This window comes from Bacteroides intestinalis (assembly GCF_003464595.1).
In the GTDB taxonomy this organism is placed as follows: Bacteria; Bacteroidota; Bacteroidia; order Bacteroidales; family Bacteroidaceae; genus Bacteroides; species Bacteroides intestinalis_A.
This window is the reverse complement of the sequence record NZ_QRZF01000012.1, coordinates 55,219-77,929: the sequence shown is the minus strand read 5'-3', so window position 1 is coordinate 77,929 and position 22,711 is coordinate 55,219. Positions and strand designations below refer to the sequence as shown.

General features: G+C 40.2%; 11 protein-coding genes. 4 read left to right on the top strand and 7 right to left on the bottom strand.

Going from position 1 to position 22,711, the window contains the following annotated elements; all coding sequences use genetic code 11:
* The first annotated feature begins 168 nt into the window (after positions 1 to 168).
* Positions 169 to 4,164 (top strand): hybrid sensor histidine kinase/response regulator transcription factor, encoded by a 3,996-nt coding sequence (locus tag DWW10_RS16535; protein ID WP_118420713.1) that lies wholly within the window; start codon positions 169 to 171, stop codon positions 4,162 to 4,164.
* Between the two features lie 218 nt (positions 4,165 to 4,382).
* The gene (locus DWW10_RS16530; protein ID WP_022392467.1) at positions 4,383 to 5,861 is read left to right on the top strand and encodes a glycoside hydrolase family 30 protein; all 1,479 of its coding nucleotides are present in this window, start codon (positions 4,383 to 4,385) and stop codon (positions 5,859 to 5,861) included.
* Between the two features lie 152 nt (positions 5,862 to 6,013).
* On the opposite strand, the gene DWW10_RS16525 is transcribed toward DWW10_RS16530, so the two are convergent.
* The 6 genes from DWW10_RS16525 to DWW10_RS16500 form a co-directional block, all read right to left on the bottom strand.
* A complete protein-coding gene (locus DWW10_RS16525) occupies positions 6,014 to 8,872 on the bottom strand; it encodes a glycoside hydrolase family 2 (RefSeq protein ID WP_022392468.1) in 2,859 nt (952 codons plus the stop codon).
* A 22-nt stretch (positions 8,873 to 8,894) separates the two neighbouring features.
* Positions 8,895 to 10,952 (bottom strand): beta-galactosidase, encoded by a 2,058-nt coding sequence (locus DWW10_RS16520; protein ID WP_022392469.1) that lies wholly within the window; start codon positions 10,950 to 10,952, stop codon positions 8,895 to 8,897.
* Between the two features lie 90 nt (positions 10,953 to 11,042).
* Positions 11,043 to 13,070: a RagB/SusD family nutrient uptake outer membrane protein gene (locus DWW10_RS16515; protein ID WP_118420715.1), complete on the bottom strand. Its 2,028-nt coding sequence runs from the start codon at positions 13,068 to 13,070 to the stop codon at positions 11,043 to 11,045.
* Positions 13,071 to 13,082: 12 nt separating this feature from the next.
* A complete protein-coding gene (locus DWW10_RS16510) occupies positions 13,083 to 16,547 on the bottom strand; it encodes a TonB-dependent receptor (protein WP_022392471.1) in 3,465 nt (1,154 codons plus the stop codon).
* A gap of 244 nt (positions 16,548 to 16,791) precedes the next feature.
* Positions 16,792 to 17,802 (bottom strand): FecR family protein, encoded by a 1,011-nt coding sequence (locus DWW10_RS16505; RefSeq protein WP_022392472.1) that lies wholly within the window; start codon positions 17,800 to 17,802, stop codon positions 16,792 to 16,794.
* A 71-nt stretch (positions 17,803 to 17,873) separates the two neighbouring features.
* The gene (locus DWW10_RS16500; protein ID WP_026366828.1) at positions 17,874 to 18,464 is read right to left on the bottom strand and encodes an RNA polymerase sigma-70 factor; all 591 of its coding nucleotides are present in this window, start codon (positions 18,462 to 18,464) and stop codon (positions 17,874 to 17,876) included.
* A gap of 141 nt (positions 18,465 to 18,605) precedes the next feature.
* On the opposite strand from DWW10_RS16500, the gene DWW10_RS16495 reads away from it, so the two are divergent.
* Both DWW10_RS16495 and DWW10_RS16485 read left to right on the top strand, forming a co-directional pair.
* Complete coding sequence (locus tag DWW10_RS16495) at positions 18,606 to 19,040, top strand: DUF6078 family protein (protein WP_022392474.1); 435 nt, start codon at positions 18,606 to 18,608, stop codon at positions 19,038 to 19,040.
* Positions 19,041 to 19,490: 450 nt separating this feature from the next.
* The gene (locus DWW10_RS16485; RefSeq protein ID WP_022392475.1) at positions 19,491 to 21,926 is read left to right on the top strand and encodes a glycoside hydrolase family 2 TIM barrel-domain containing protein; all 2,436 of its coding nucleotides are present in this window, start codon (positions 19,491 to 19,493) and stop codon (positions 21,924 to 21,926) included.
* A gap of 109 nt (positions 21,927 to 22,035) precedes the next feature.
* Here DWW10_RS16485 and DWW10_RS16480 read toward each other — a convergent pair whose 3' ends face one another.
* Positions 22,036 to 22,710, bottom strand: a complete 675-nt coding sequence (locus DWW10_RS16480) for a DUF3823 domain-containing protein (protein ID WP_022392476.1) — start codon at positions 22,708 to 22,710, stop codon at positions 22,036 to 22,038.
* Position 22,711: the final 1 nt, after the last annotated feature.

Here is a 22,711-nt window from a genome sequence, read left to right as displayed (position 1 = left end):
TTTTTCATAGTATTAGATTTAAGGTTAACAAAGGTTGGAGTACAGCGGTACTCCTTTTTTTATGCCCATACTTTACAGGGAGGTTCACAAAAATGCCATTTTGATTGAAGTATTGCCAATAATACCCTATTTTTGCAATCGCCACCAAAGAAAATACCTTGTAACATTATGGAAAACAGAATTCATCGTACAGAAATTCAGATATATGTATCCCCCTTTCTCATTGTCATCTTCCTATTAATGAGCATTTCCTCATATGCACAGCAAATAATAGCCAAACAAATGCCTTTTCTGGAACAGCTACCTTCCAATGAAGTAATAGACTTGCATCAGGACCAGAACGGATTCATCTGGTTAGGAACTAAAAACGGCTTAGGACGATATGACGGATACCAACTCCAGACTTTCAAATCAGATTTTAATCAGCCGCATTTATTAACTGATGACTTCATCTGGTGTTTCGCTGAAGATGATAATTGCCTGCTGGTAGGAACAAGACAGGGAGTTAATTTGGTGGATAAGAGTAACTATCAGATACGGCCGTTCCCTGATGAAGAAATCCAGAATACATGGATAAACTTCATGTTGGTAGATAGCCGGAAAGAACTATGGATATGTACCCGTAATCAGGTTTCTCACTACAATTCCGACTATTCGTTGAAGAAGCGCTACGGAAATTTAATCCCAGCGGTTCCCAACAATGGCATAAACTCAATATACGAAGACCATTTCGGCAATATATGGGTATGTACATGGGGAGGAGGCTTATACAAGTATCTCAAAAATACAGATACATTCATGAGTTTTCCTGCACTCGGAACAAAGAATACTCCTTTTAAAATATTCCAGGACAAAGATGACCAATATTGGATATTGACCTGGGGAGACGGTATCTACCGCTTTCATCCGGATGCAACGGAGGACAACATGTACACACATCAAGAAGTCTTCAATGAAAAACTGCACTTGCCTGAAACCGCATTCTTCAGTGTAGTACAAGATGATGTTTACGGCTATATATGGGTATTCGGCTACCACGAGCTTTACGCTTTCAAAGTGGTGGACGGACATCTGAAAAAAGTGGATCTCAGCTCGTATATGTTCGATTACAATAAAATGTTCAGCCAGATCATCAAAGACAGGGAAGGCAACCTTTGGGCCGGGGCTTACGACAGTGGATATCACTTGCTAATGGGAAATCCTGCCATAACTAACAATTTCCTGCCCAAACTGAAAAAGCATGTAGGTTTCGACACGAATATAACTACTCTGGGCATTGACCCCAACAATGGACTCTGGTTTAATCAGGAACGTTGGGGACTCTGCTGGTATGACATAGAGCAGGACAAATTCTATGACTATTCGAATACCAATCCCGGAGTGCATAATGTAGGATATATCCTGCGTTCGAAACAACCGGGAGAATTCTGGCTGGGATGCAGAGACCAGCCCACTCTCTACAAAGCAAAACTAAACAGTAAAAGAGAAATCGAGTACCTACTGGCAAAAGACTTATATACACCAAAAGGTGCTACAGGCAACATTACATCCATCTATGAAGACAGTAAGGGAAATTTATGGGTAGCTACCACCGGACAGCTCTATCTAAAACCGGACGGTAAAGATTTCATTATCCCCGAATTCTCTCTGCCCAACATTACATCTATTGCAGAAGACGGATATGGTAACATCTGGCTGGCAACCGAAGATTCCGGTTTACATAAGGTTTCTTTAGGAGATAAACTGGAACCAATTAAACAATACTCAACCCAGAATTCATCCTTACCCAGTAACAATATTGATAAGATAGTCATCCAGGAAAACCACCTATGGATTGCCACTACTCAAGGTTCCATCCTGCAAATGGATCTCAACTCAGAGACAATGAAGGACTTCAGCAACTCATGTGGAATGACCGGACAGTCTATTTTAGGGATGAAACATGACAGGAATACCCTTTGGATACTAACAAACCGACAATTGACTGCCTACGATATCCAGTCAGATAGATACATTCATTATTCAAATTCAGACGAATCCGTTCAGATAAACTCGTTCAAGAAGGACGTCATAGACCTGTTCAACGGCAAGCTTTATGCCGGTGGGCATGGTGGCTTTGTATCGATGGCTTCCTCAAAATTCCCATCTAAGAAGATCAACTCCAACCCGGTCATCATAACAGATATCAAAGTATCCAATAATTCTTTCTTCTTCAATCCCCAGCGCCAGTCGAAAGATTTATCAACCCGAAGCGTCTGGTTAGAGCCCGAAGATAACAATCTTGAAATCTTCTTCTCCGCTCTTCAATTTACAGCAACATCGAGAATAAGATACGCCTACAAGATGGATGGCGTGGACAAGGAGTGGGTATACACCGAAACCGGTAACCGGTCGGCTTTCTACAATAAAATCCCTAAAGGATACCATACTTTCAAAGTGCGCTCTACAGACGAATACGGCTATTGGAAAGACGACGTCACAGAACTACGTATCTATAAAAAGCCGGCTTGGTACGAGACATGGTGGGCATATGGTACCTATATAACTCTCACCATCCTGATTCTTTACTCCATCATGTTCTATTACCTGCATAGGGTAAGGCAGTCCGACCAGGTTAGATTCCAAAAAGAACTGACCAAGACTAAACTGGAATATTTCACCCATATAAGCCATGAACTGCTCACCCCACTTACTACCATCAGCTGCGTAGCGGACAACCTAGAAGAAACAAAGTTTTCTCCACAGGAAGATGTACATATGTTGAAGAGTAATGTGCTCCGCCTAAAACGCTTAATCCAGCAAGTGCTCGATTTCCGGAAAGTGGAGAACGACTCGTTTGTACTCACCCCTACCTATGGCAATGTCAGCAGCTTTATCCGTGAAATCTATCACACAGGCATACGACCAATCATCGAAAAGAAAAACCTCCATTTCAGTCTTCATCTGGAAGAAAAAGACATTTGGGGATATATGGACTTTGACAAGATAGACAAGGTTCTGTACAACATACTCTCGAATGCGGCCAAATATACACCTGCCAATAAGAAAGTAGAGCTGAATGTATCGACTTTGCTAAAAAATAATTTCCGATTCCTCCGGATAGAGGTACAGGATGAAGGAATAGGCATAGACCAGAAAGAAATATCCAAGATATTCACTCCGTTCTATGTGAACAAAACAGCTTATGCGCCTCAATCAAATGGTGTAGGGCTTTCATTAACCAAGAAACTGGTGACCTTGCATAAAGGAGACATCCAGGTAGAAAGCAGCATCGGAGAAGGCTCCAGATTTACAGTTCTAATCCCTATCGACCGGGATTACTATCCGGAAATAAAGGACATTATCGAAACCAGTGAAATGCCATCAACAGTACCGAATGGAGAAACAGAGGAAACAGAAGAGAAAGAAGGTACAATATTGCTGGTAGATGACAATGAAGAATTCTTGCTACTGATGAAAAGAAAGCTGGCAACACACTATAATATACTCACTGCTACGAATGGAAATGCAGCATTAGAAGCAGTGAAAAGTAAGGATATAGATTTAATGGTCACTGACTATATGATGCCCGGAATGGATGGTATCGAGCTCTGTAAAACAATCAAACAAGACATCAGCACCAGCCATATTCCCGTTCTTATGCTTACAGCTAAAAGTTCGGTGGAAGACCAGGTAAAATGTTTCAATGCAGGGGTAAATGGATACCTGACAAAGCCTTTTGAAATAAAGATGCTTTATGCACGCATTGACAACTTAATGAAGTCCAACCAAAAACGCCAACAGAAGTTCAGGACAGACACTGAAATCAATATCGTAGCATTAGAATATCAAACCAATGATGAACTGTTTTTAAAAAAAGCCGTAGAATGTATAGAAACTCATTTAATCGAATCAGAATTTGATATAGATACTTTTGCTTCGGAACTCAGCGTATCCAAGTCTACCCTAAACAGAAAAATAAAAGTTATGACTGGCCTTTCATCTATAGAATTCATCCGGAATATCAGGCTAAAGCATGCCTGTATACTACTTAAAAAACCTTTTGTAAATATCTCAGAAGTAGCTTATGCCGTAGGATTTACCAATCCGAAGTATTTCACAAAATGTTTCAAAAATGAGTTCAATGTAACACCCACCGAATATCAGAAGCAAAAAGAAGAATAATAAAACATTTTTCATTATACCCCTTGATAGAAGCTCTTTCTACAGCTTTCATCAAGGGATACAATTGTTCTAAAACAAGGTAAAAGCTGACTTGTATCCCTTTTTGCTTCTTTTGTATCCCTATTATTTCTCATTATTTATCGTAATTTGCCCCCAGCTTGATATTGTATCACAATCAATATTCGCAATATTATTAATTACCTAAATAAACTATTATCATGAGAGAAAAAAACATCAAAAGAGTGTTCTTGTGTTGTCTCACCGCTTTGGCTGCTAATACCTATGCCCAGAATTTCAATTGGGTCAGCAGCACCGAAGGCAACACTTGGAAACAGGCAAAAGTAAAATTACAATCGAGTGCTGACCAAACCCCGCTTTTAAATATTAGCGAAACGGAAGAAGGTACCACATTCAAAGCATGGGGAACCACCTTTAACGAACTATGTTGGGATGCCCTGAATATGCTTACTCGCGATGAACAGGATGATCTTCTACAAAAAATGTTCTCTCCCCAAGGAGAATTACGCTTCACAAGAGGCCGTATTTCAATGAATGCCAACGATTATGCCCGCGACTGGTACAGCTGCGACGAAGTATCAGGCGACTTCCAACTGAAGTATTTCAATATCAATCGTGATAAACTGGCTATTATTCCTTTTGTCCGTGCAGCGCAAAAGTATAACCCCAACATGACCTTCTGGGCATCTCCTTGGTCCCCCCCCAGCTGGATGAAAATAAATAATGATTATCCGGTACGCAGTGACAGGACAAACAAGATGTCGCCCGAATCCAGCATTGCCCTTTTTGAGGACAACACTGAAAGACGTAATGACGTATTTCCACAACAATTGGCAGTGAATGACTACATGATTCAGGACCCGCGCTATCTGCAAACTTATGCCAACTTCTTCTGTAAGTTCATTGATGCTTATAAAGAACAAGGAATTCCCATCGATATGATCATGTATCAGAATGAAGCATACAGTTATACCCCGTATCCCGGTTGTGCCTGGACAGCTGAGGGTACCGTACGTTTCAACGTAGAGTATCTGGCGCCCACATTAAAGAAACATCATCCGGAAGTAGCTCTCTACCTTGGTACTTTCAATACCAACCGCTATGACTATGTTGATAAAATACTTTCCGATCCACGCATGCCGCAAAGCGTTCAGGGAGTTGGCTTTCAGTGGGAAGGAGGACAGATACTACCTAAAATACGTGCCAAATACCCCCAGTACAAGTATATGCAGACAGAAAGCGAATGCGGTGGGGGCACCTTCGACTGGAGAGCGGGCGAACACACCTTCCATCTGATTAACCACTACCTGGGTAATGGCTGCGAAGAGTACACCTTCTGGAACAATACCCTCTGCGATAACGGTGAAAGTCCCTGGGGTTGGAAACAGAATGCTTTGATACATGTTGATTCAAAAACCCGTACGGCAACTCTTACACCGGAGTATTATGCTGTAAGACATTATAGCCAGTTCGTAACACCCGGTTCACGCGTTATAGCCTACAAGCCTTCAACAGAAGGAAGAACACCGGTCTTGGTAGTGGAAACTCCAGAAAAGAAAAAGGTAGTGATAACCGGAAACTTTAATGATGAGGCTAAAAAAGTAACCGTGAAGTTGCGGGACCGTTACCTGAACATTGAACTTCAACCGCACTCTTTCAATACATTCGAAGAGAAATAAATTACTAAAATAAAAAATAGTGAAGAATCTCTACTCATAAAAGAGAAGTAGATTCTTCACTACACTAAAATAAAAATTACTTGTTTCCTAAATAACAAAATTCCATTTGAGATATTCTTTTTACCATTTAATTCATCTTTCCTGAAGAAGAATTATTTATAAGATCTATTTTCTAATATTTCTATCTGCTCAGTTTTAGTTTCACTCCGAAGTAAATTTATCAAGGTATCAACATCAAACCGAAATTCAGGATCAAAACTATCGGAATGCATATACTGAAGTATACTATTATAAAATTGTCTCACTTCTGGTTTATCTTTCACAGTTTTCAAATCAGCCATACATATCAACAACTTTCCTTTATTAACAGCAAGTTCAAAAAGCAAACCTAATTTATGATTCCTTTCAATGTTATCAATAACCTGTACAATAGGAGTATATTGGGAAGGGAATTTATCTAATATCATCGGATAACTCTGTTTAATAATAGAAAACCATTGCCAATCTGTATGAAAATCAGTAGGAAAGTCATTAAATAGGGGATGCTCTGGATTAACCAGAATTCCTAATGTACCTGGAGACACTGGCTTCTTATTATTTTCACTAATAGTTTTAAACATTCGATAATTCCAATAGTCAGTCTGGAAAAGGCCAGCTATAGTTTGTTTCTCATATAGTTTATGCTTGGGAAACCACAATACCTTACCTCCATTTTTCAGTTCTTCTATAACCTTTTCTCCCAATGTATCAGTTATAATAATATCCGTGAATTGCCTGATTACATTGTTCGACGGATATATCCAAAGTCCGTAAGTATTTTGATAAGATGTTCCCACTATATTTATTTCCAGATCTAATCTTTGAGCTTTGTCCACATCAGAAATATTAGGATGAATCCTTCCGATTTCTATCAGTCCTACATCTTTCGATGATATCTCCAGGCTACCTTTATCTAAAATTTTTCCCTGCAAGGACTTTAATTTCCATATTACAGATTTTCCATTCAATGATTCTTCTGTATAATTAGCAATCTTTATTATTGCTGATATCTGTTCGTCACTACTCCAACAGAATTTATCTATAATTAACAATGGCACAGTTTCACAACAGAATCCTCTCCATTTCTCTGGCGTAATAAGTTCTTTGCTATCCATAAAAGCATCCAATATACCCACATAAGCTGAACCTTGCCCAGGATAATCTTGCAGATCCAACAAATGGAAGCCCCCAAAGCCATCCGTTCTCAGATCCATCTCTATCTCTGCCTTATAAAGTTCTACAGCCCATTTTCCTGATGCACGGAAGAAGTTATCAGCCTGTTTCAACATTCCTGCCTCCGCCAACCTATTTTTGAAGATTTCCATGTTATAAGGATAAAGTACACCTTTATATTTTTCTATTTCCTTATAATTGGGATATATCTGATATTGTCCTGTTTCAAAGCTGACTACAGGAATCTTGCAACCAGCTATAGCAGAAGAAAAATCCATTGTTGTATTTGGATAAGTATGGTTTAGGTATCCACCATCATAAGCATCAGCAAAGGAAAAAGATGCTCGCACATGTGTATTGAAAGTACCGGGCTGTTCTCCACCAATGCGACACGTCACCAAAAAATCTTCACCTGGCAAATACCCCTTAAACCCTAAATAATTATTAGAACCAAAAGCGTATAGTCGCCGATCGTCTATGCTCCTGAAAGTGTTAATGAGATCTTTCATCACATCCAAATCACCACCGAGTTCATTACCCAATGCAAACATAACAAAAGATGCATGGTTCCCATATTCATTCTGTATATTGATTCCCTCTTTAGTCAGAAAGGAGTTTAGATATTTATCATTTTTGTTAAAGGCTCCCCAAAAAGGTAATTCAGCCTGGATGTAGATACCTTCCATATCAGCAGCCAGAAAACAAGCTTCCGGCGGGCACCACGAATGAAAACGATAATGATTAATACCATATGATTTGGCTACTCGAAAATAGTGTTGCCACGTTTCTACATCCATTACTGTATGACCTGTCAACGGAAATACACACGCATCATGCTTACCACGTAAAAACGTCTTATGTCCATTTATAGCGAATTGCGTACCGGAAGTTTTAAACTCTCTCAATCCAAAGTTAACTATTTGCTCATCGACATCACCTATTTGAACATGTAATTTGTATAAAACAGGATGAAACTCACTCCATAATAATGCATCACTCCCCAAGTCATAATCAAATTCGTATTCTTCCTGCATTTTTGTCAACCTATATGATTTCGCCTTTGTTTTATACCTTGTTTTTGTATTCCAAGTTTCCGCATATAGAATTAACTCTGTATTCTTTTTTATTTTTTCTGGTGAAGCAATATTCACCCTTACACGAACCGATTTCTTATACACATCGGGATATACCTGCACCTCCTTTATACGAAGTCTGTTTTTTACTTCCAGATACATATTGCCAATGATGCCATTCCAATTAGTCTGTGTCGACTCTGTAAATGCATGCGAATAGCCTATCAGTTGAGGTGGTACAGATTTGCCATTATCAATCATGATAGTAATTTCATGTTTCCCAGGCACGAGTTGGTTAGATAAATCATAAATCTGGCAAGTTGAAATATTATCATTCCGCCCTACCTCTACTCCATCAATCCAGACGCAAGTTGGCTTCGTCCGTTCCAACATAAGCCGAATATACTTACCTTTCCACTTTTGGGGAATTTCGACTGTTTTTTTATACCAAGCCTTTCCTACATAAGAGAATAACCTACTCAGGTTCGTTGTCTCATCCTTTTTTATTATAGGATTACCTTTCTTGTTTGTATCTGTTGTACCAGGAAGAATTATCTGTTCTGTGAAGCTCTTTTCTGCATAATTCTCTGCTATGCCCACTCCATCCGGATCAAGTTTGAACTGCCATAAACCTTCTAAATTTATCCGGAAGAGCTCTTCTTGTGCCCGCATACCAGTTATTGCACATAGTACTAAGACTACCAGCAAGTATATCTTTCTTACCATTATCCAAATAATTATATTAAAATCAGTTTTCTTCGATTATCAGTAAGTCCCACGGTTCAATAGTAATAAGTTCATCTTTCTTTACCGTCTTCTTACTTAGCAGATCAATGCCATTCTTACTATAATTGTACTTAATAGGCTGGGAAGAAGCAGAATAATTGAATATATAACGAATCCGCTTTCCCTGATCATTTATACCCTGTCTAACAATTATTGGAAATTTATAGTCCTCTTTATGTCTTAATCTAGCTTGTTCAGTCTCTTGGCAGATGATTTTATCTAACAGTTCCCAAGAAGGATATGTAGCAATATAAACTAAACTCCCTTTCCCATAATTATTTTTTGTCACAACTGGCCATTTCTGAAAAAATGAATGCTCAACATATGCTAATGGTTGTGCCGTCTCCGGAATAATAAACTCCATAAATTCACTTGCTGCATTTGATTCTATTCCCCAAGGATTCTCTTTTAACTTCATCGCCCCTATCGTAGAATACTCCTGATAATAGAAACCACATACTTTACGTAATGGCCCCGGAGCTATCTCTGTTCTTGCCGCATCAAATTCATTGCAATAACCACTTTTATACATCATAATTACTTTGCCACCCTGTTCCACAAATGTCGAAATCTTATTCAAAAGAGACTCAGAGGCAACATACAGTGGCGGAATGATCAACAATTTATATTCAGAGAAATCGCAATCATCATTATCACATGGAACAATATCCGTCTCTATATTCATATTAAACAATATTTGATGTATCATTTCAACAGGATAATTTTCTCTATTTGTATAAGGCATAAATTGTAGGCCATAATATGAATCATGACTGAACAAAATGGCGACTTCATTCTTTTTCCGTAGATTTACAAGTTTCTGACCTATCTTCTTCAACTCTCCAGCTACAGTAGCAAATTCCTTATAAATACGATTAGGAACCAAATCATGCCCCAACACTCCCCGCCAATACATTTCCTGTCCATAATGCAGAGTTGACCAATGCCAGTATTCCACCATATTGGCTCCAGAAGCTAAATGGGAATAAACATTCTGACGTAATTGACGGTCATAAGGAGGATATTGTGCTTTTGCATCCCACCCTCTACCTTGTGCATTGGTTTCAGTTATAAGATAATTGCCTTTCGACACCGTACGCATAAAGTCTCCTCCATAAGCTATGAAATGCCCGTCTTGTTTATCTTGAACATCATGATAAATATTAATTGCGGGATATTGCATCTGACGCATACTCTCTGTCTGGTCCATTTCATGAAAAAACGGCATGAAACAGTGTGTCACAAACTGATCCTTTCGCCTATATTCATTCACAATATCCACCTGCCAATTTAAAAAATCAGCAACTTTCTTTCTTCCGTACCGTTCCCATTCCAGTTTATAAGAAGGATTTGTAACTCCGTCTCTGGCATAAAATTCTTCCCATGTATGTATATTCATTCCCCAATAATTGAGCCCCCACGCATGGTTCAAGGAGTCAAGACTATTATTGAATTTCCGTTTTATATAACTCCGAAATCCCACAAAGAAATCCTGATTATTAACTCCACGCGCTAAAGTTTCATTATCTACTTGATAGCCAATAATACCAGGATGCGAAGCATAATGTTCCAACAGCCGACGGATAATGCGTTCACTATAAAAAAGATAAGTAGGATTTGTAATATCCATATTTTGTCTAATACCATAATGAGCTTTTCCACCCCTCTGATATACCGCTAATACTTCTGGATGCTTTTCTGCCATCCAGGCCGGAATAGAATAAGTAGGCGTCCCTAAAATAACTTTAATACCAGCCGCATACATTTTATCAACAATCCGGTCCATCCATTTAAAATCAAAAACCCCTTCTTGTGGCTCAAATAAACCCCAAGCAGATTCACCAACACGCACCACATTAAGGCCACATTCCTTCATCATCTGAATATCTTTGTCCAGACGTTCAGATGGCATATATTCATGATAATAAGCAGCACCGTACAATACATTATCGAATTTGGGCTGTGCATATATAATTTTACCTATTGAAATAAATAATATCCATAAAATCAACTTCTTCATATTCTTCTCTTTCAATTATATTTATGAAAAGAGAATGTCCGAAATTAAAAAGTTATAAATATAATTATCGAACATCCTCTCATATTTTTATTACTTTTCTGCTGGTTGATCTGCTACCAATGGCCAATACGGATTCTGATAAAGAGGAGAATCTTCTACATTATTACCACTTGGCAATGTCACCAAAAATTGCTTATACATAATAGGGGTCAGGTAATGTGCCATGTGCCACATATAGCCATTACTACATTTCTGATTACTATTTTTCTGATAAGGTCGAAGATATTCACTAACTGTCGGAGAAGATACAGTAGCCTTGTCTGAACCATCAGCCAATAAGTCATTATACCATTTTTCCATTGGTGTATTCCAAATATGAATTCCTTCTACAAAATATGGAGTACTTATCATCTGATCCATAGCTCTCCAACGGCACAAATCCATATAGCGTAAGCCTTCTGCCATCAACTCACACCGACGCTCCCGGCGGATATTATACAAGGTAGCATCAATTAGGCGTCCACCCGAGTAAGCTCCCCAGTCGTTTTTGGCCTCCTCATTCATATCGGTCTGTGATATTGTCTTTTCAAAATTACTATCTACATGAGCACGTTCACGAATAATCTGCCAATATTCTTTAGCCAGATTATCCAGAGAACTATTCTTCTCATAACATGCCTCCATATAGTTAAGTAATGCCTCAGCTGCCCGATAGCAAATAGAGGCAGAATAACTGTTCATATTCAAATAGTTCGACTGGTCAAAAGAGCCTCCTTTCCTCAAAGCATAACCAGTCAGATATCCTCTCTGATCGTCTACGGAGGTTATCAACGGATATGGCTCTTCCATCCATGCTTCTGTGCCTTCCGGATTTTCATACAAAATACTTTTCTGCCCAGGCTCCTTTAAAAATACAACCAATCTTGAATCACGGTTCTGACGAACATCATGGATCGTTTTATCACCTTTATAATATTCATTTCCATCAGCATAACTGCCGTTTTTGTATACAGGTGTTCCGTCAGACATCAAGAAGTTATTTACCAACCCTCTGGTCACACCAATTCTATTATTTCCCTGATTAGCTGCAATGTCAACAGCATGGGTAACAAGGCTACGCCCATATTGTCGCCACAACAAGACTTCCGGATAGGAAGATAAATCCTCATTAGCAAACATTTCAAAATAAGGATTCTCTGGTTCAGTTGCCGATTGCTGTAGCACACCCGTATTGGCAGTCAGACTTCCTTTATATTTTTCAGCAACTTCTTTAGCAGCAACCATAGACTGCTCAAGGAAATAAGTTATTTCATTATCTATACTTCCCGACTGATATTGATAATTAGCATTATATTCTTTATTCTTTCCAGGCCATCCTTCACCATTAGGCACAAAGGCAGTTCCTTTAAAGTACTTCAGCCATGTACCTTCAAATAGCGCAACCCTTGACTTCAATAACAAAGCAACATCTTTGTTAATGCGATTAGTACCCATCTGCTGTTCACTCATAAGAGTAGCAGCCTTATCCAAATCGGACAAAATAAATCGTGCTACCTCATTTCTGGGCATCCGCTTGTTAACTTCAATAAGAACATCTTTGTCGTCAGGTAAAGGCTCTGTTACAATTGGAAAATCACCAAACTTCCAATAACGTTTAAAATATTCGCAAGCACGCAAGAAGTAAACCTCACCAATATAGTGTTTGATTTCTGATATATTTCCTTCTATGGTATTCTGTGAGCCATTCAAGTCTTCACCATACTTCACCAATACATTCGAAAGAAAAAAATTAGTATGATAAATCCAATCAAACTTCCAGTCATTACTTTCTGTATTAGGAACTTTCCATAGTCCATCAGCATAAATATTACTTGCTTCAGCTCCTGTTTGATTATCAGTGCCTGCATCTATCCCATAAATTCCATAATTATTACCACTATTGGAATGAGACGGAAGAATATCAGGGTACATTCTGTCGGCATAGGCCTTAAGTTGAGAGCTGTTTGTAAAATAAGTTTCCGGAGAAAGGTTGGACTGAGGAGTCCTGTCCAAAAAATCATCACAAGAGACAAGTCCGGTTACCACGGCACTTATCATTATAATTTTTACTATTTTCATTTTATCAAGTTATTAAAAGGTTACATTAAGGCCAAAAGACCAGGTTCTGGAAAGTGGATACGCATTTCCTCGCTTATCAAATCCACCATTGATTGTTTCCGGATCATACAGTGCAGAAAGAGAGGTTCCTGTCCAAAGATTCTCACCGGATACATAAAGCCTGCATTTATTCAAGCCAATCTTCTGTATCCATTGTTTGGGCAATGAATAGCCTATCTGGAGATTCTTCAAGCGGATATAAGAAGCATCCTGTAAATAACGACTTTGTACTTTCTGATTCTTTGTTCCGTTATCCATCACTGGACGAGGATAATATGCATCCAAATTAGCGGAAATCTCATGCCCGGGTAAGCCGATCGATTCTGCACGGAAATAATCGTTGTGCTCTTCAAGTCCAATAGAGTACCACATACCTGTGTAGATTCCCCAGAAAGTTCCACCATTACACCAATAATCACGTTTCATTACACCCTGGAAGAAACAACGTATATCAAAACCTTTCCAGTCAGCCGTCAAATCAAGACCAAAGAAATAGCGGGGTGTATTATTACCAATCACTCTTAAGTCACCATGATCTTCCAAAGTACGTCCTCCTTCAGTAATACCAGGTTTACCATCCAAATCTTTGTACATAATATCACCTGCAGCCCAATTGAATCCTAAAGCATCTTGACCACCCACTTTGTTAAGATGTTCCTGCATTTCAGCATCACTCTTAGCGATCCCTACAGTCTCAAAACCCCATATTTCACCAATTTCCCTTCCTGCAATATAAGTGTCGATAGAGTGAGCACTATTACCCGGATAACTTTCTATAACAGTCTTTGCATCTGACAATACGAGTCCAACTCCATATCCCAAACCATTATTCAACCTATCTCTCCAGTTGATATTCAAATCCCAACCAGTGGTCTTTAGGTCACAGTTATTAGTTTTAGGAACTTTAATACCCAAAATACCAGGTAATTCAGGAGCAGGACCTACCATATTATCTGTATATCGTGTATAATAATCAAATGATCCCGTTAAACGATTATTAAAAATCCCGAACTCTAAACCTATATTCCATGTACGTACAGTCTCCCAAGTCAATGAAGTACTAACTAAATCGCCTACTAATGCTGTATTGGGCTTTTTCAAATTCTCCATCCAACCTCCGTCATAAGCACCTAAATACATCATCCGATAAGTCGGATACCATGAATTGGTATTCTGATTGCCAAGCTCACCATAAGAAAAGCGTAACTTCAGTGCATTTACTGTTTTACTAAATGGTTCCCAAAATTCCTCGTTAGCAATATTCCATCCCACAGAAGCCGAAGGAGAAGTCTGCCAGCGACTACCACGCCTGAATCGGGAAGTTCCATCATAACGCATATTGAACTCTGCTAGATAGCGCCCTTTATAGTCATAATTCACTCGTCCGAAAAAGCCTGCTGTAGCCCATTCATTATAGTTACCTTTGATTGAAGGTGTTAATTCTTTTCCATTCCCATCCGTACCAGTAGTCAAATCAAATTGAGGCATACCGTCTACCATCAGCCCATTTTTCAGAACCGAAGAATACTCTTGCTTCATCTCTTCAATTTGTAGACCTGCCATCACTTTCAAATTATGGACATCATTAAATGAATGTTCATAAGTACTGTAGACGTTCAGGTTCCAAAAATCCTCTTTTTTATTTTCATTATACAGGTATGAAGTACCATTTGTATTAACCACATTTCCGTTTACATCATGGTTATAGACTGGCAAACCTGTCTCTTTTATATTGTAATCCAATATACTATAATTAAAATCTATATTAGTCACCCATCCTTTAATTGGCTCTATCAGCAGAGAGGCCTGATAATAATGTTGATCAGAAGTCGTATTACGATTCCCTCCCTCAGCCAAAACCATAGCCGGATTTGTTGCATTATTATCAAAGTAATATCCATTAGGATCATAAACGGGAAGATTAGGCCATGTCAGACGATCAAAACATTCATAAAACCAACCATTAAAAGCCGTAGGACGTTCATTCTCTTTTCTCACGAAACGAGTAGTAAGATTGAACTTCAACCAATCGGTTAAAGTAGTATTAAGTTTAGCTGTAGCTGAATAACGCTCTATACCATCATGTCCATGACGTAATAAACCATTTTGATTCAGATAATTAAAAGAAGCATAATAAGCCACTCTTTCCGCCCCGCCATTCACACTTAAGTTGTGTTCTTGTGAGAACACATTATCTTCATATACTTCTTTATACCAGTCTGTATTCGCATAGGCATTCGTAAAAGGGTCATAATCCGGTTTACCCCATTGCCCATTTGATGAAGACGGCACTCCGCCATCAATCTTCCCAGACTGATAATCAATCATTTGTTGCATGATATCATCATTGAAAATCATACCCCCACCATTATTCAAAGATGCAGCATTAAAAAAGTTAGCAAAGGTATAAGAATCCATCATTTTAGGTAAGTTAATGGGGCTTGCTATACGGAAATTATTGTTATAACTTATAGAAGCCTTTCCAGCCTTCCCTTTTTTAGTCGTAATCAAGATTACTCCAAAAGGCGCACGCGATCCATAAATAGAAGCCGCCGCCGCATCTTTCAGCACAGAAATATTCTCAATATCTTGTGGATTGACAGTGTTAATATCTCCCTCCATACCATCAATTAAAATCAGTGGACTCCCACTTGAACCATCACCGATGGTACCCACACCGCGAATATTGATGTTCATATTCTGATCCAGTTCACCGGTACTGGTAGAAATTTGTAAGCCTGGAACGACCCCTTGCAAAGCCTGAGTAGCAGTTGCTACAGGACGTGCTTCAAATGTTTCTGCATCTACCGTACTGACAGCACCGGTCAGGTTCACTTTTTTCTGCGTTCCAAAACCTATAACCACCACTTCATCCAAAGTTTGAGTATCTTCTTTTAAAGTCACTGCTAATGGTTTCTCACCTACAGGGACCACACGTAGTTCTTTGTAACCAATATACGATACACACAGTGTACTGCCAGTAGATATCTCCAGAGTAAAATTTCCATCTATATCAGTAATCGTACCATTTGAAGGATTGCCTTCTTCGGTGACTGTCGCCCCGATTACCGGTTCACCTTCCACATCGGTCACTGTACCTTTAATCTTTTGCTTCTTTTGTTCTTTTGTGGAGTTCTGGTTCTGAGTCCCCTTTCTGACAATTATATTTTTCCCTTGGATCTCGTAGGAAACATTCTGTCCTTTCAGTATCTGTTTGACTGCTTCATCCAATTGACTGGCATCAATTGATACTTTCCTATCAGTATTAATATCTCCTGCAATATAAACGAATGAATAACCACTTTGAGTTTGTAACTCCGTTATCGCCTTCTTTACTGATACATTGCTCATTTTCAGAGATATATCCTGAGAGTACATGCTAAGATTCAGGCATAGCAAAGCCCCGACCACAAGAATGGCCTTTTTTCTGTAATTCATAAATTTAGAAATTAATGATTAAAACATCTGATAAAAGGCGTTCTTAAAGAAATGTTTTCATTACTTTTGTAACACTTCTTAAAAGCACCTTACACTTAATTGACTGAGTTGAAGGACGAGAAGTGAAAATCGGGAGGTCTCGTACATCTTCCGATTTTCTTATATATACTCTATATGTCCCTTTTTCGTTAGCTCTTATGGACTTCTGTTCATTATTAATAATATTTAAGGTTTAACAAAATAATTAATATAACACGATTTTTTCTCCTTTCAACATATAATGCACTTTTCCGGTAGCGGACAATGCGTTTAGTATATCATTGAGACCTTGCTTAGTTCGGTTAAAGTTTCCATAGAACCTAAGCTCCTTCAAAGATTCTTCAGTAAACTCTATTTCTACGTCATAGCTTCTTTCCAATATTTTAGCGACTTCCAGCAATGGTGTTTCATCAAATGACAGGCAACCTTCCGCCCACTGCAATACTGCCTGAGCATTCATCGACTCTTTTTTCATCACTTTCTCCTTCTTGTCCAGCACCATTTGCTCATCAGGCATTAAAACCAAATCAGCCTCTTGACGAATTTTATTCTTCAAAGCCACTTTACCTTCAATCAGAGATACAACAACTTCCCCGTCTTCAGGGTAATCACGAAAGTTGAATTTAGTTCCCAAAACTCGTACCTGCACATCCTCTGTCTTGACATAAAACGGTATCTTCTGATTATGTGCTACTTCAAAATATCCTTCACCTTGCAGAGTCACTTCACGGCTATTTACACCAAAATCCTGTGCATAAGTGATACGAGAATCAGAATTCAGTAATACTGTTGTGCCATCCGGTAAATGGAGACGAGTTTGTGAACCGGATGGTGCTTCTACTTCTATTTCCGCCAAGGCATTTCTCAAACTGTTCTCTCCTTTCTGGTATGAGAAATATGAAATAAAACCGAATAATAAAATTGCTACCGCATATTTGTACAAGCCTCTCCACACCGGGATTCTTGCTTTTCTCTTCTCAGCTTTTTGTTTTTCCACCCGTTTCTCAAACAGTTCAAAAGCCTTTTCCTGATCATAATATTTTCCTTCTTGTTCCTGCACTGCAGAGAACCAGATCTCCTGGCATTTCATAAAGTGCACACGATTTTCTTCCGATTCGGCAATCCATGCTTTCAATTCTTCCAAAACATCTGCCTCCAACCCTTCTGACAAGAAGGTGGAAATCAGTTCATCTATATGTGCTGTTTTTGTTTCCATATTGGTATCTCTATAAGGATGACGATTTTTTTATTTGATAGGGTAGTCTAAATTTAATTTTTCTCACTATTTCAACCGAAAAAGAAAAAAAAGATAGTCAGCAGATATTTGCCAAGCTTACCATACAAGGTAGCCAAAGCATTCTTTATATGATATTTAACGGTATTTATAGAGATTCCCGTTTCCTGTGAGATTTCTTCGTATTTTTTTCCTTCGAACCTGCTTTTTCGAAAAACCTGCCGGCATTCTTCAGGCAATTCATCAATAGCACGATAAATTTCATATTCTAATTCCCGTTCCAATAATGAACCCAAAGGCGTTTCTTCAGAAATAATATATCGTTCTCTGATATCTTCATTATCCGCCAAGGCTGAAAAAGTCACTTCGCTTCGTTCTTTTTTAGAGGACAGGTAGTCCTTACAGCGATTACGGACCGCCTGTACCAAATAACTGCGTAAAGAGATTTGTATATCCAAAAACTCGCGAACTTCCCAAATATGGAATATCACATCACCTACAAGTGTCTCTGCCAGAAAGCCATCTCCCACAAATTCACGAGCCACATGACATAGCATACTATAATGATTTCGATACAGATATCTATAGGCTTCCTCATTACCTTGTTTCAACTGCTCAACAACTAACTGTTCTGAAAATTCCATGCCACCAGATTTAAGTACAGGCAAAGATAGAAAAATATTAGTGCCCGTAAAATATATCAGAATAAAATAACTACTTTTGCAGTATCCCTTAGCAATCATTACACACAAACAGACACACTAAGGAAAAAACAACTCACAACTATGGAAGAAGAACATCATTTTACGAACATACCCTACAATTATCCCTTATGCCTCAACCGCCAGTGCCCCAAAGCATCTACCTGCCTGCGGCAACTGGTAGAGCAAGAAGTGCCGGACAGTGCGGAATACTGGGTAGTCATCAGCCCCAAATACCAGGCTAAACTGAAGGGTGCATGTCCCCATTATCGCTCCAGTCAAAAGGTGCAATATGCCAAAGGCTGCATGAATATCCTTGATAACCTGCCCCACAAACAAAGACAACTCGCCATAATCCACCTGATAGAATACTTCAGCCGAAGAACCTACTACCGCATCCGCAAAGGCGAACGCCTCCTCAGCCCTGCCGAACAAAGGGACGTACAGAAAATCTTAAAACAGTGCGGTGCAACCGGAAAACAAGAGTTTGATGCTTACGTAGAAGACTACGAATGGTAGCAATCTCCCCCATCTACAGGTTGGCCACCTCCCATCTATAGACCCACGTTTTTGCCACCGCAGTGGCACTACTTTGCCATCGCATTGGCACAACATTGCCACGCTTATGGCACAATTGTGCCAATACGGTGGCAAGAAGTTGGCAAAGTTTACGGTTTCGGCAATACGGCCGGCAGATTAAAGCTGCAAGGTAGCAAAATGATCAGGCAGGAGGAATACACAGTCTCTTCCTAAACCAAACCCCAAACACAAGATCAGAAAGTGTGACTCTTGGTCCGTTATCTCTATCAGCTTTCTATTGCAAGCCAAAAATAGAAATAAAATCTCTATTCCGAATGCACAAATCCAGGTATTGCATGATTTATACCCCTAAGCTGAATGATTTATGCCAGGCATGAGAGGTCGATATCGCTTATATTTGCAACAATGAATCTAAATAATCATAACCCCATGAAAAATGCTCTTACACTGGCTGTTCTCGTGGCAGCCTTTCTGGTAGCCTGCCCTGTTCGGGCGCAAGTCTCATTCGGTGACGCCTCTAAGTTCAACGACGGATGGCTCTTCCGGCTGACTGACGACTCAACCATCGTAAATCCCACCTTCGACGACACTCAATGGCGCAAACTTACGCTGCCGCACGACTGGTCCATTGAAGGACAATTGTCGCCCTCACTGGCCAGCTGTACGGGCTACTTACCGGGTGGAATAGCTTGGTATCGTAAACATTTTAAGATTACGGATGATGCCGCACGCCATTACATTTACTTCGAAGGAGTATACAACCGTAGTGAAGTTTATCTGAACGGTCACCTGCTTGGTAAACGCCCCAATGGTTACATCTCGTTCCTTTACGATATGACCCCGTATTTGAAAGAAGGTGACAATGTATTGAGCGTACGTGTAGACCATAGCCGTTATGCTGATTCCCGTTGGTATACAGGGTCGGGCATATATCGTGACGTATGGATTATTGCTGCACCCGAAATACATCTTGCACAATGGGGCACAGGCTGGTATGCTACTTCTCTGACTGACCGACAAGCCACCATAGCCGTTGATATGGAAGTACAGAAACATATAGCTACCCGTGAGAAACTGGAACTCTCGGCCACACTATACGATGCTGTGGGCAAGCAAGTAGCACAACGCCGTACTCGCGTTTCGGACGGGAAAGAAGGTATCACCAAAGAAACCCTCACACTGAAAGTAACTAAGCCTCACCGCTGGAACCTGAATGACCCCTACCTCTATACACTGAAAGCTGAATTGCTCAGTAATGGAAAGCGCATTGACGGCTGTGAAACCAAAGTAGGACTCCGCACACTGGACTTTGACCCTAATAAAGGATTCGCACTTAACGGCAATTGGATGAAAGTCAAAGGTGTATGTCTGCACCACGATGCCGGTGTACTTGGCGCCGTAGTGCCGCCTGAAGTATGGGAACGCCGCCTGAATAATCTCAAAGAAATAGGTGTGAACGCCATCCGTATGAGCCATAATCCGCAAGCTCCCGTCGTATACGACCTATGCGACCAATTAGGTCTGCTTGTTATGGATGAAGCTTCTGATGAATGGGAATTCCCAAAACGTAAATGGATCAAAGGATGGAATAAAGGTGAACCGGGCTTTGATGGTTCTTTTGACTTCTTTGAAGAATGGATAGAGCAGGATGTCACCGATATGGTACGCCGTGACCGTAATCATCCCTCCATCTTCCTGTGGAGTATTGGCAATGAAGTAGATTATCCGAATGATCCCTATTCCCATCCTATTCTCGATGGAGCGCAAATCAACCAACCTATGTTTGGCGGCTATAAGCCCGATGCACCCGACGCCATGCGTATCGGAGTGATAGCCAAACGTCTGGCAGCCCGCGTACGCGCTGTCGATACTTCTCGCCCTGTAACAGGAGCCCTGGCGGGTGTCGTGATGTCCAATGAAACAGAATATCCTGATGCTGTTGATGTAGTGGGATATAACTATACAGAAAACCGCTACGATGAAGATCATGCCACTTATCCCAAACGTATCATCTACGGCAGTGAAAACGGTTCCGGCCTTGATGCCTGGTATGCAGTGAAGAACAAAGAATTTATCTTTGGACAATTCATCTGGACAGGTACGGATTATCTTGGTGAATCGGGAGCATGGCCTTCCCGAGGACTCTACACCGGATTGCTCGATTTCGGTAGTTTCCCCAAGCCTCGCGGACATTTCCGTGCTTCACTGTGGAGTGAGAAACCGGTTACTTATATCGGCACTTATCCTATGCAAGCCAGATTCAAGAACTCCAAACGCACTTTCCTGTCACCCGATGCATGGGACATCTGGAACTATGATTCCGGTCAGGAGATACGCGTGGTTTGCTATACCAATGCACCGCAAGCCCGTCTGTTGCTCAACGGGAAAGTAGTAGGCAACATGAAGCCCTATGACGAAAAGAGTGGTATTATCTACTGGGATATTCCCTATCAAGCAGGCGAACTAAAAGCTGAAGGTTGCGATGCCAACGGAAATACTATTTCAAACTATTCGATTCAATCTTCCGGTCGTCCTTATGCCCTTCGGGTCAGTGCAGACCGCACTACTCTTTCCTGCGACCGTGCCACGGCGCATCTCATTGTAGAAATCGTTGACGAGAATGGCACAATCGTGAAGCTTGGAGACAATGATATCACTTGCACTATCGAAGGTCCGGCACACCTGTTAGGGCTCGAAGGTTCCGATAACAGGGATATGAGCGACTATACCGACAACCATCACCGTGCTTTCCACGGCCGTTTGCTTACTTATGTACAGACGACCGGTGAAAAAGGTCAGGTTCGTGTAAAGTTCACTTCACCGCTCTTGCAAGGGACGGAAGTCTTGCTGAATATCGGAGAATAAGCAGATACAAAAATAATTCCCGCTCTCCCATCCCTTCAAAAGAAAAAGGCAGAAAACCTTTCTACAAGATTTTCTGCCTCAACTAAAACAATCTCTCGTCTACTCCCTACTAAAAACTAATTTTCTGTACTTGAGTGTAGAAGTATTCATTCGACTTATTGGACTGCACGCCTATACGGACAAATGCATATCCATTTTTCAGCATCTTTTCAGGTATAGTGGCAGTCATTGTCGTTTCCTGTCCCAAGACTAACCCCGACAAATCCAGTTCACCCTTATACTCATTCTTGTTATGGTCTGTCAGGATACCCTCTCCCAAATAGAAATTAACAGACTTCACTTCGGCAGATTCCACCACCTTCTCAATGGTAAACTTTACGGTAATGGCATTGCCCGTTCCTTTCTGATAACTCTCATTCTTAATGATGAAATAAGGCTTCACAGGCACATCAACCACCGTATTACCCTTTACCTCAATCCTTATCGTATCCATAGGCTGGTCTTCCCAGGGTGCACCCGACAGGCGAACCAGTTTATATTGTCCGTTGAACAAGGACGCAGAGAACGTGCCGTCCTGGGCAATGTACACCGGAATCTTGGTATACAATTCATACCCATCCTGCCACAGCTCCAACTGAGTTCCATTGGTACGAACCCCCACAGGAGCATCATTATAGACAACTCTACCGGACAGCTTTGCACTGGGTGCATCGTAATTGTCATACTCGCAACTTGCAAGCAAGAAGCATACACATGCTGCTATAAATAAAATTTTTGTCTTCATC

Excerpts from the sequence above, each read along its gene's own strand:
- DWW10_RS16535 (WP_118420713.1), top strand. The coding sequence starts at position 169 with ATGGAAAACAGAATTCATCGTACAGAAATTCAGATATATGTATCCCCC.
- DWW10_RS16530 (WP_022392467.1), top strand. The coding sequence starts at position 4,383 with ATGAGAGAAAAAAACATCAAAAGAGTGTTCTTGTGTTGTCTCACCGCT.
- DWW10_RS16525 (WP_022392468.1), bottom strand. The coding sequence starts at position 8,872 with ATGGTAAGAAAGATATACTTGCTGGTAGTCTTAGTACTATGTGCAATA.
- DWW10_RS16520 (WP_022392469.1), bottom strand. The coding sequence starts at position 10,952 with ATGAAGAAGTTGATTTTATGGATATTATTTATTTCAATAGGTAAAATT.
- DWW10_RS16515 (WP_118420715.1), bottom strand. The coding sequence starts at position 13,070 with ATGAAAATAGTAAAAATTATAATGATAAGTGCCGTGGTAACCGGACTT.
- DWW10_RS16510 (WP_022392471.1), bottom strand. The coding sequence starts at position 16,547 with ATGAATTACAGAAAAAAGGCCATTCTTGTGGTCGGGGCTTTGCTATGC.
- DWW10_RS16505 (WP_022392472.1), bottom strand. The coding sequence starts at position 17,802 with ATGGAAACAAAAACAGCACATATAGATGAACTGATTTCCACCTTCTTG.
- DWW10_RS16500 (WP_026366828.1), bottom strand. The coding sequence starts at position 18,464 with ATGGAATTTTCAGAACAGTTAGTTGTTGAGCAGTTGAAACAAGGTAAT.
- DWW10_RS16495 (WP_022392474.1), top strand. The coding sequence starts at position 18,606 with ATGGAAGAAGAACATCATTTTACGAACATACCCTACAATTATCCCTTA.
- DWW10_RS16485 (WP_022392475.1), top strand. The coding sequence starts at position 19,491 with ATGAAAAATGCTCTTACACTGGCTGTTCTCGTGGCAGCCTTTCTGGTA.
- DWW10_RS16480 (WP_022392476.1), bottom strand. The coding sequence starts at position 22,710 with ATGAAGACAAAAATTTTATTTATAGCAGCATGTGTATGCTTCTTGCTT.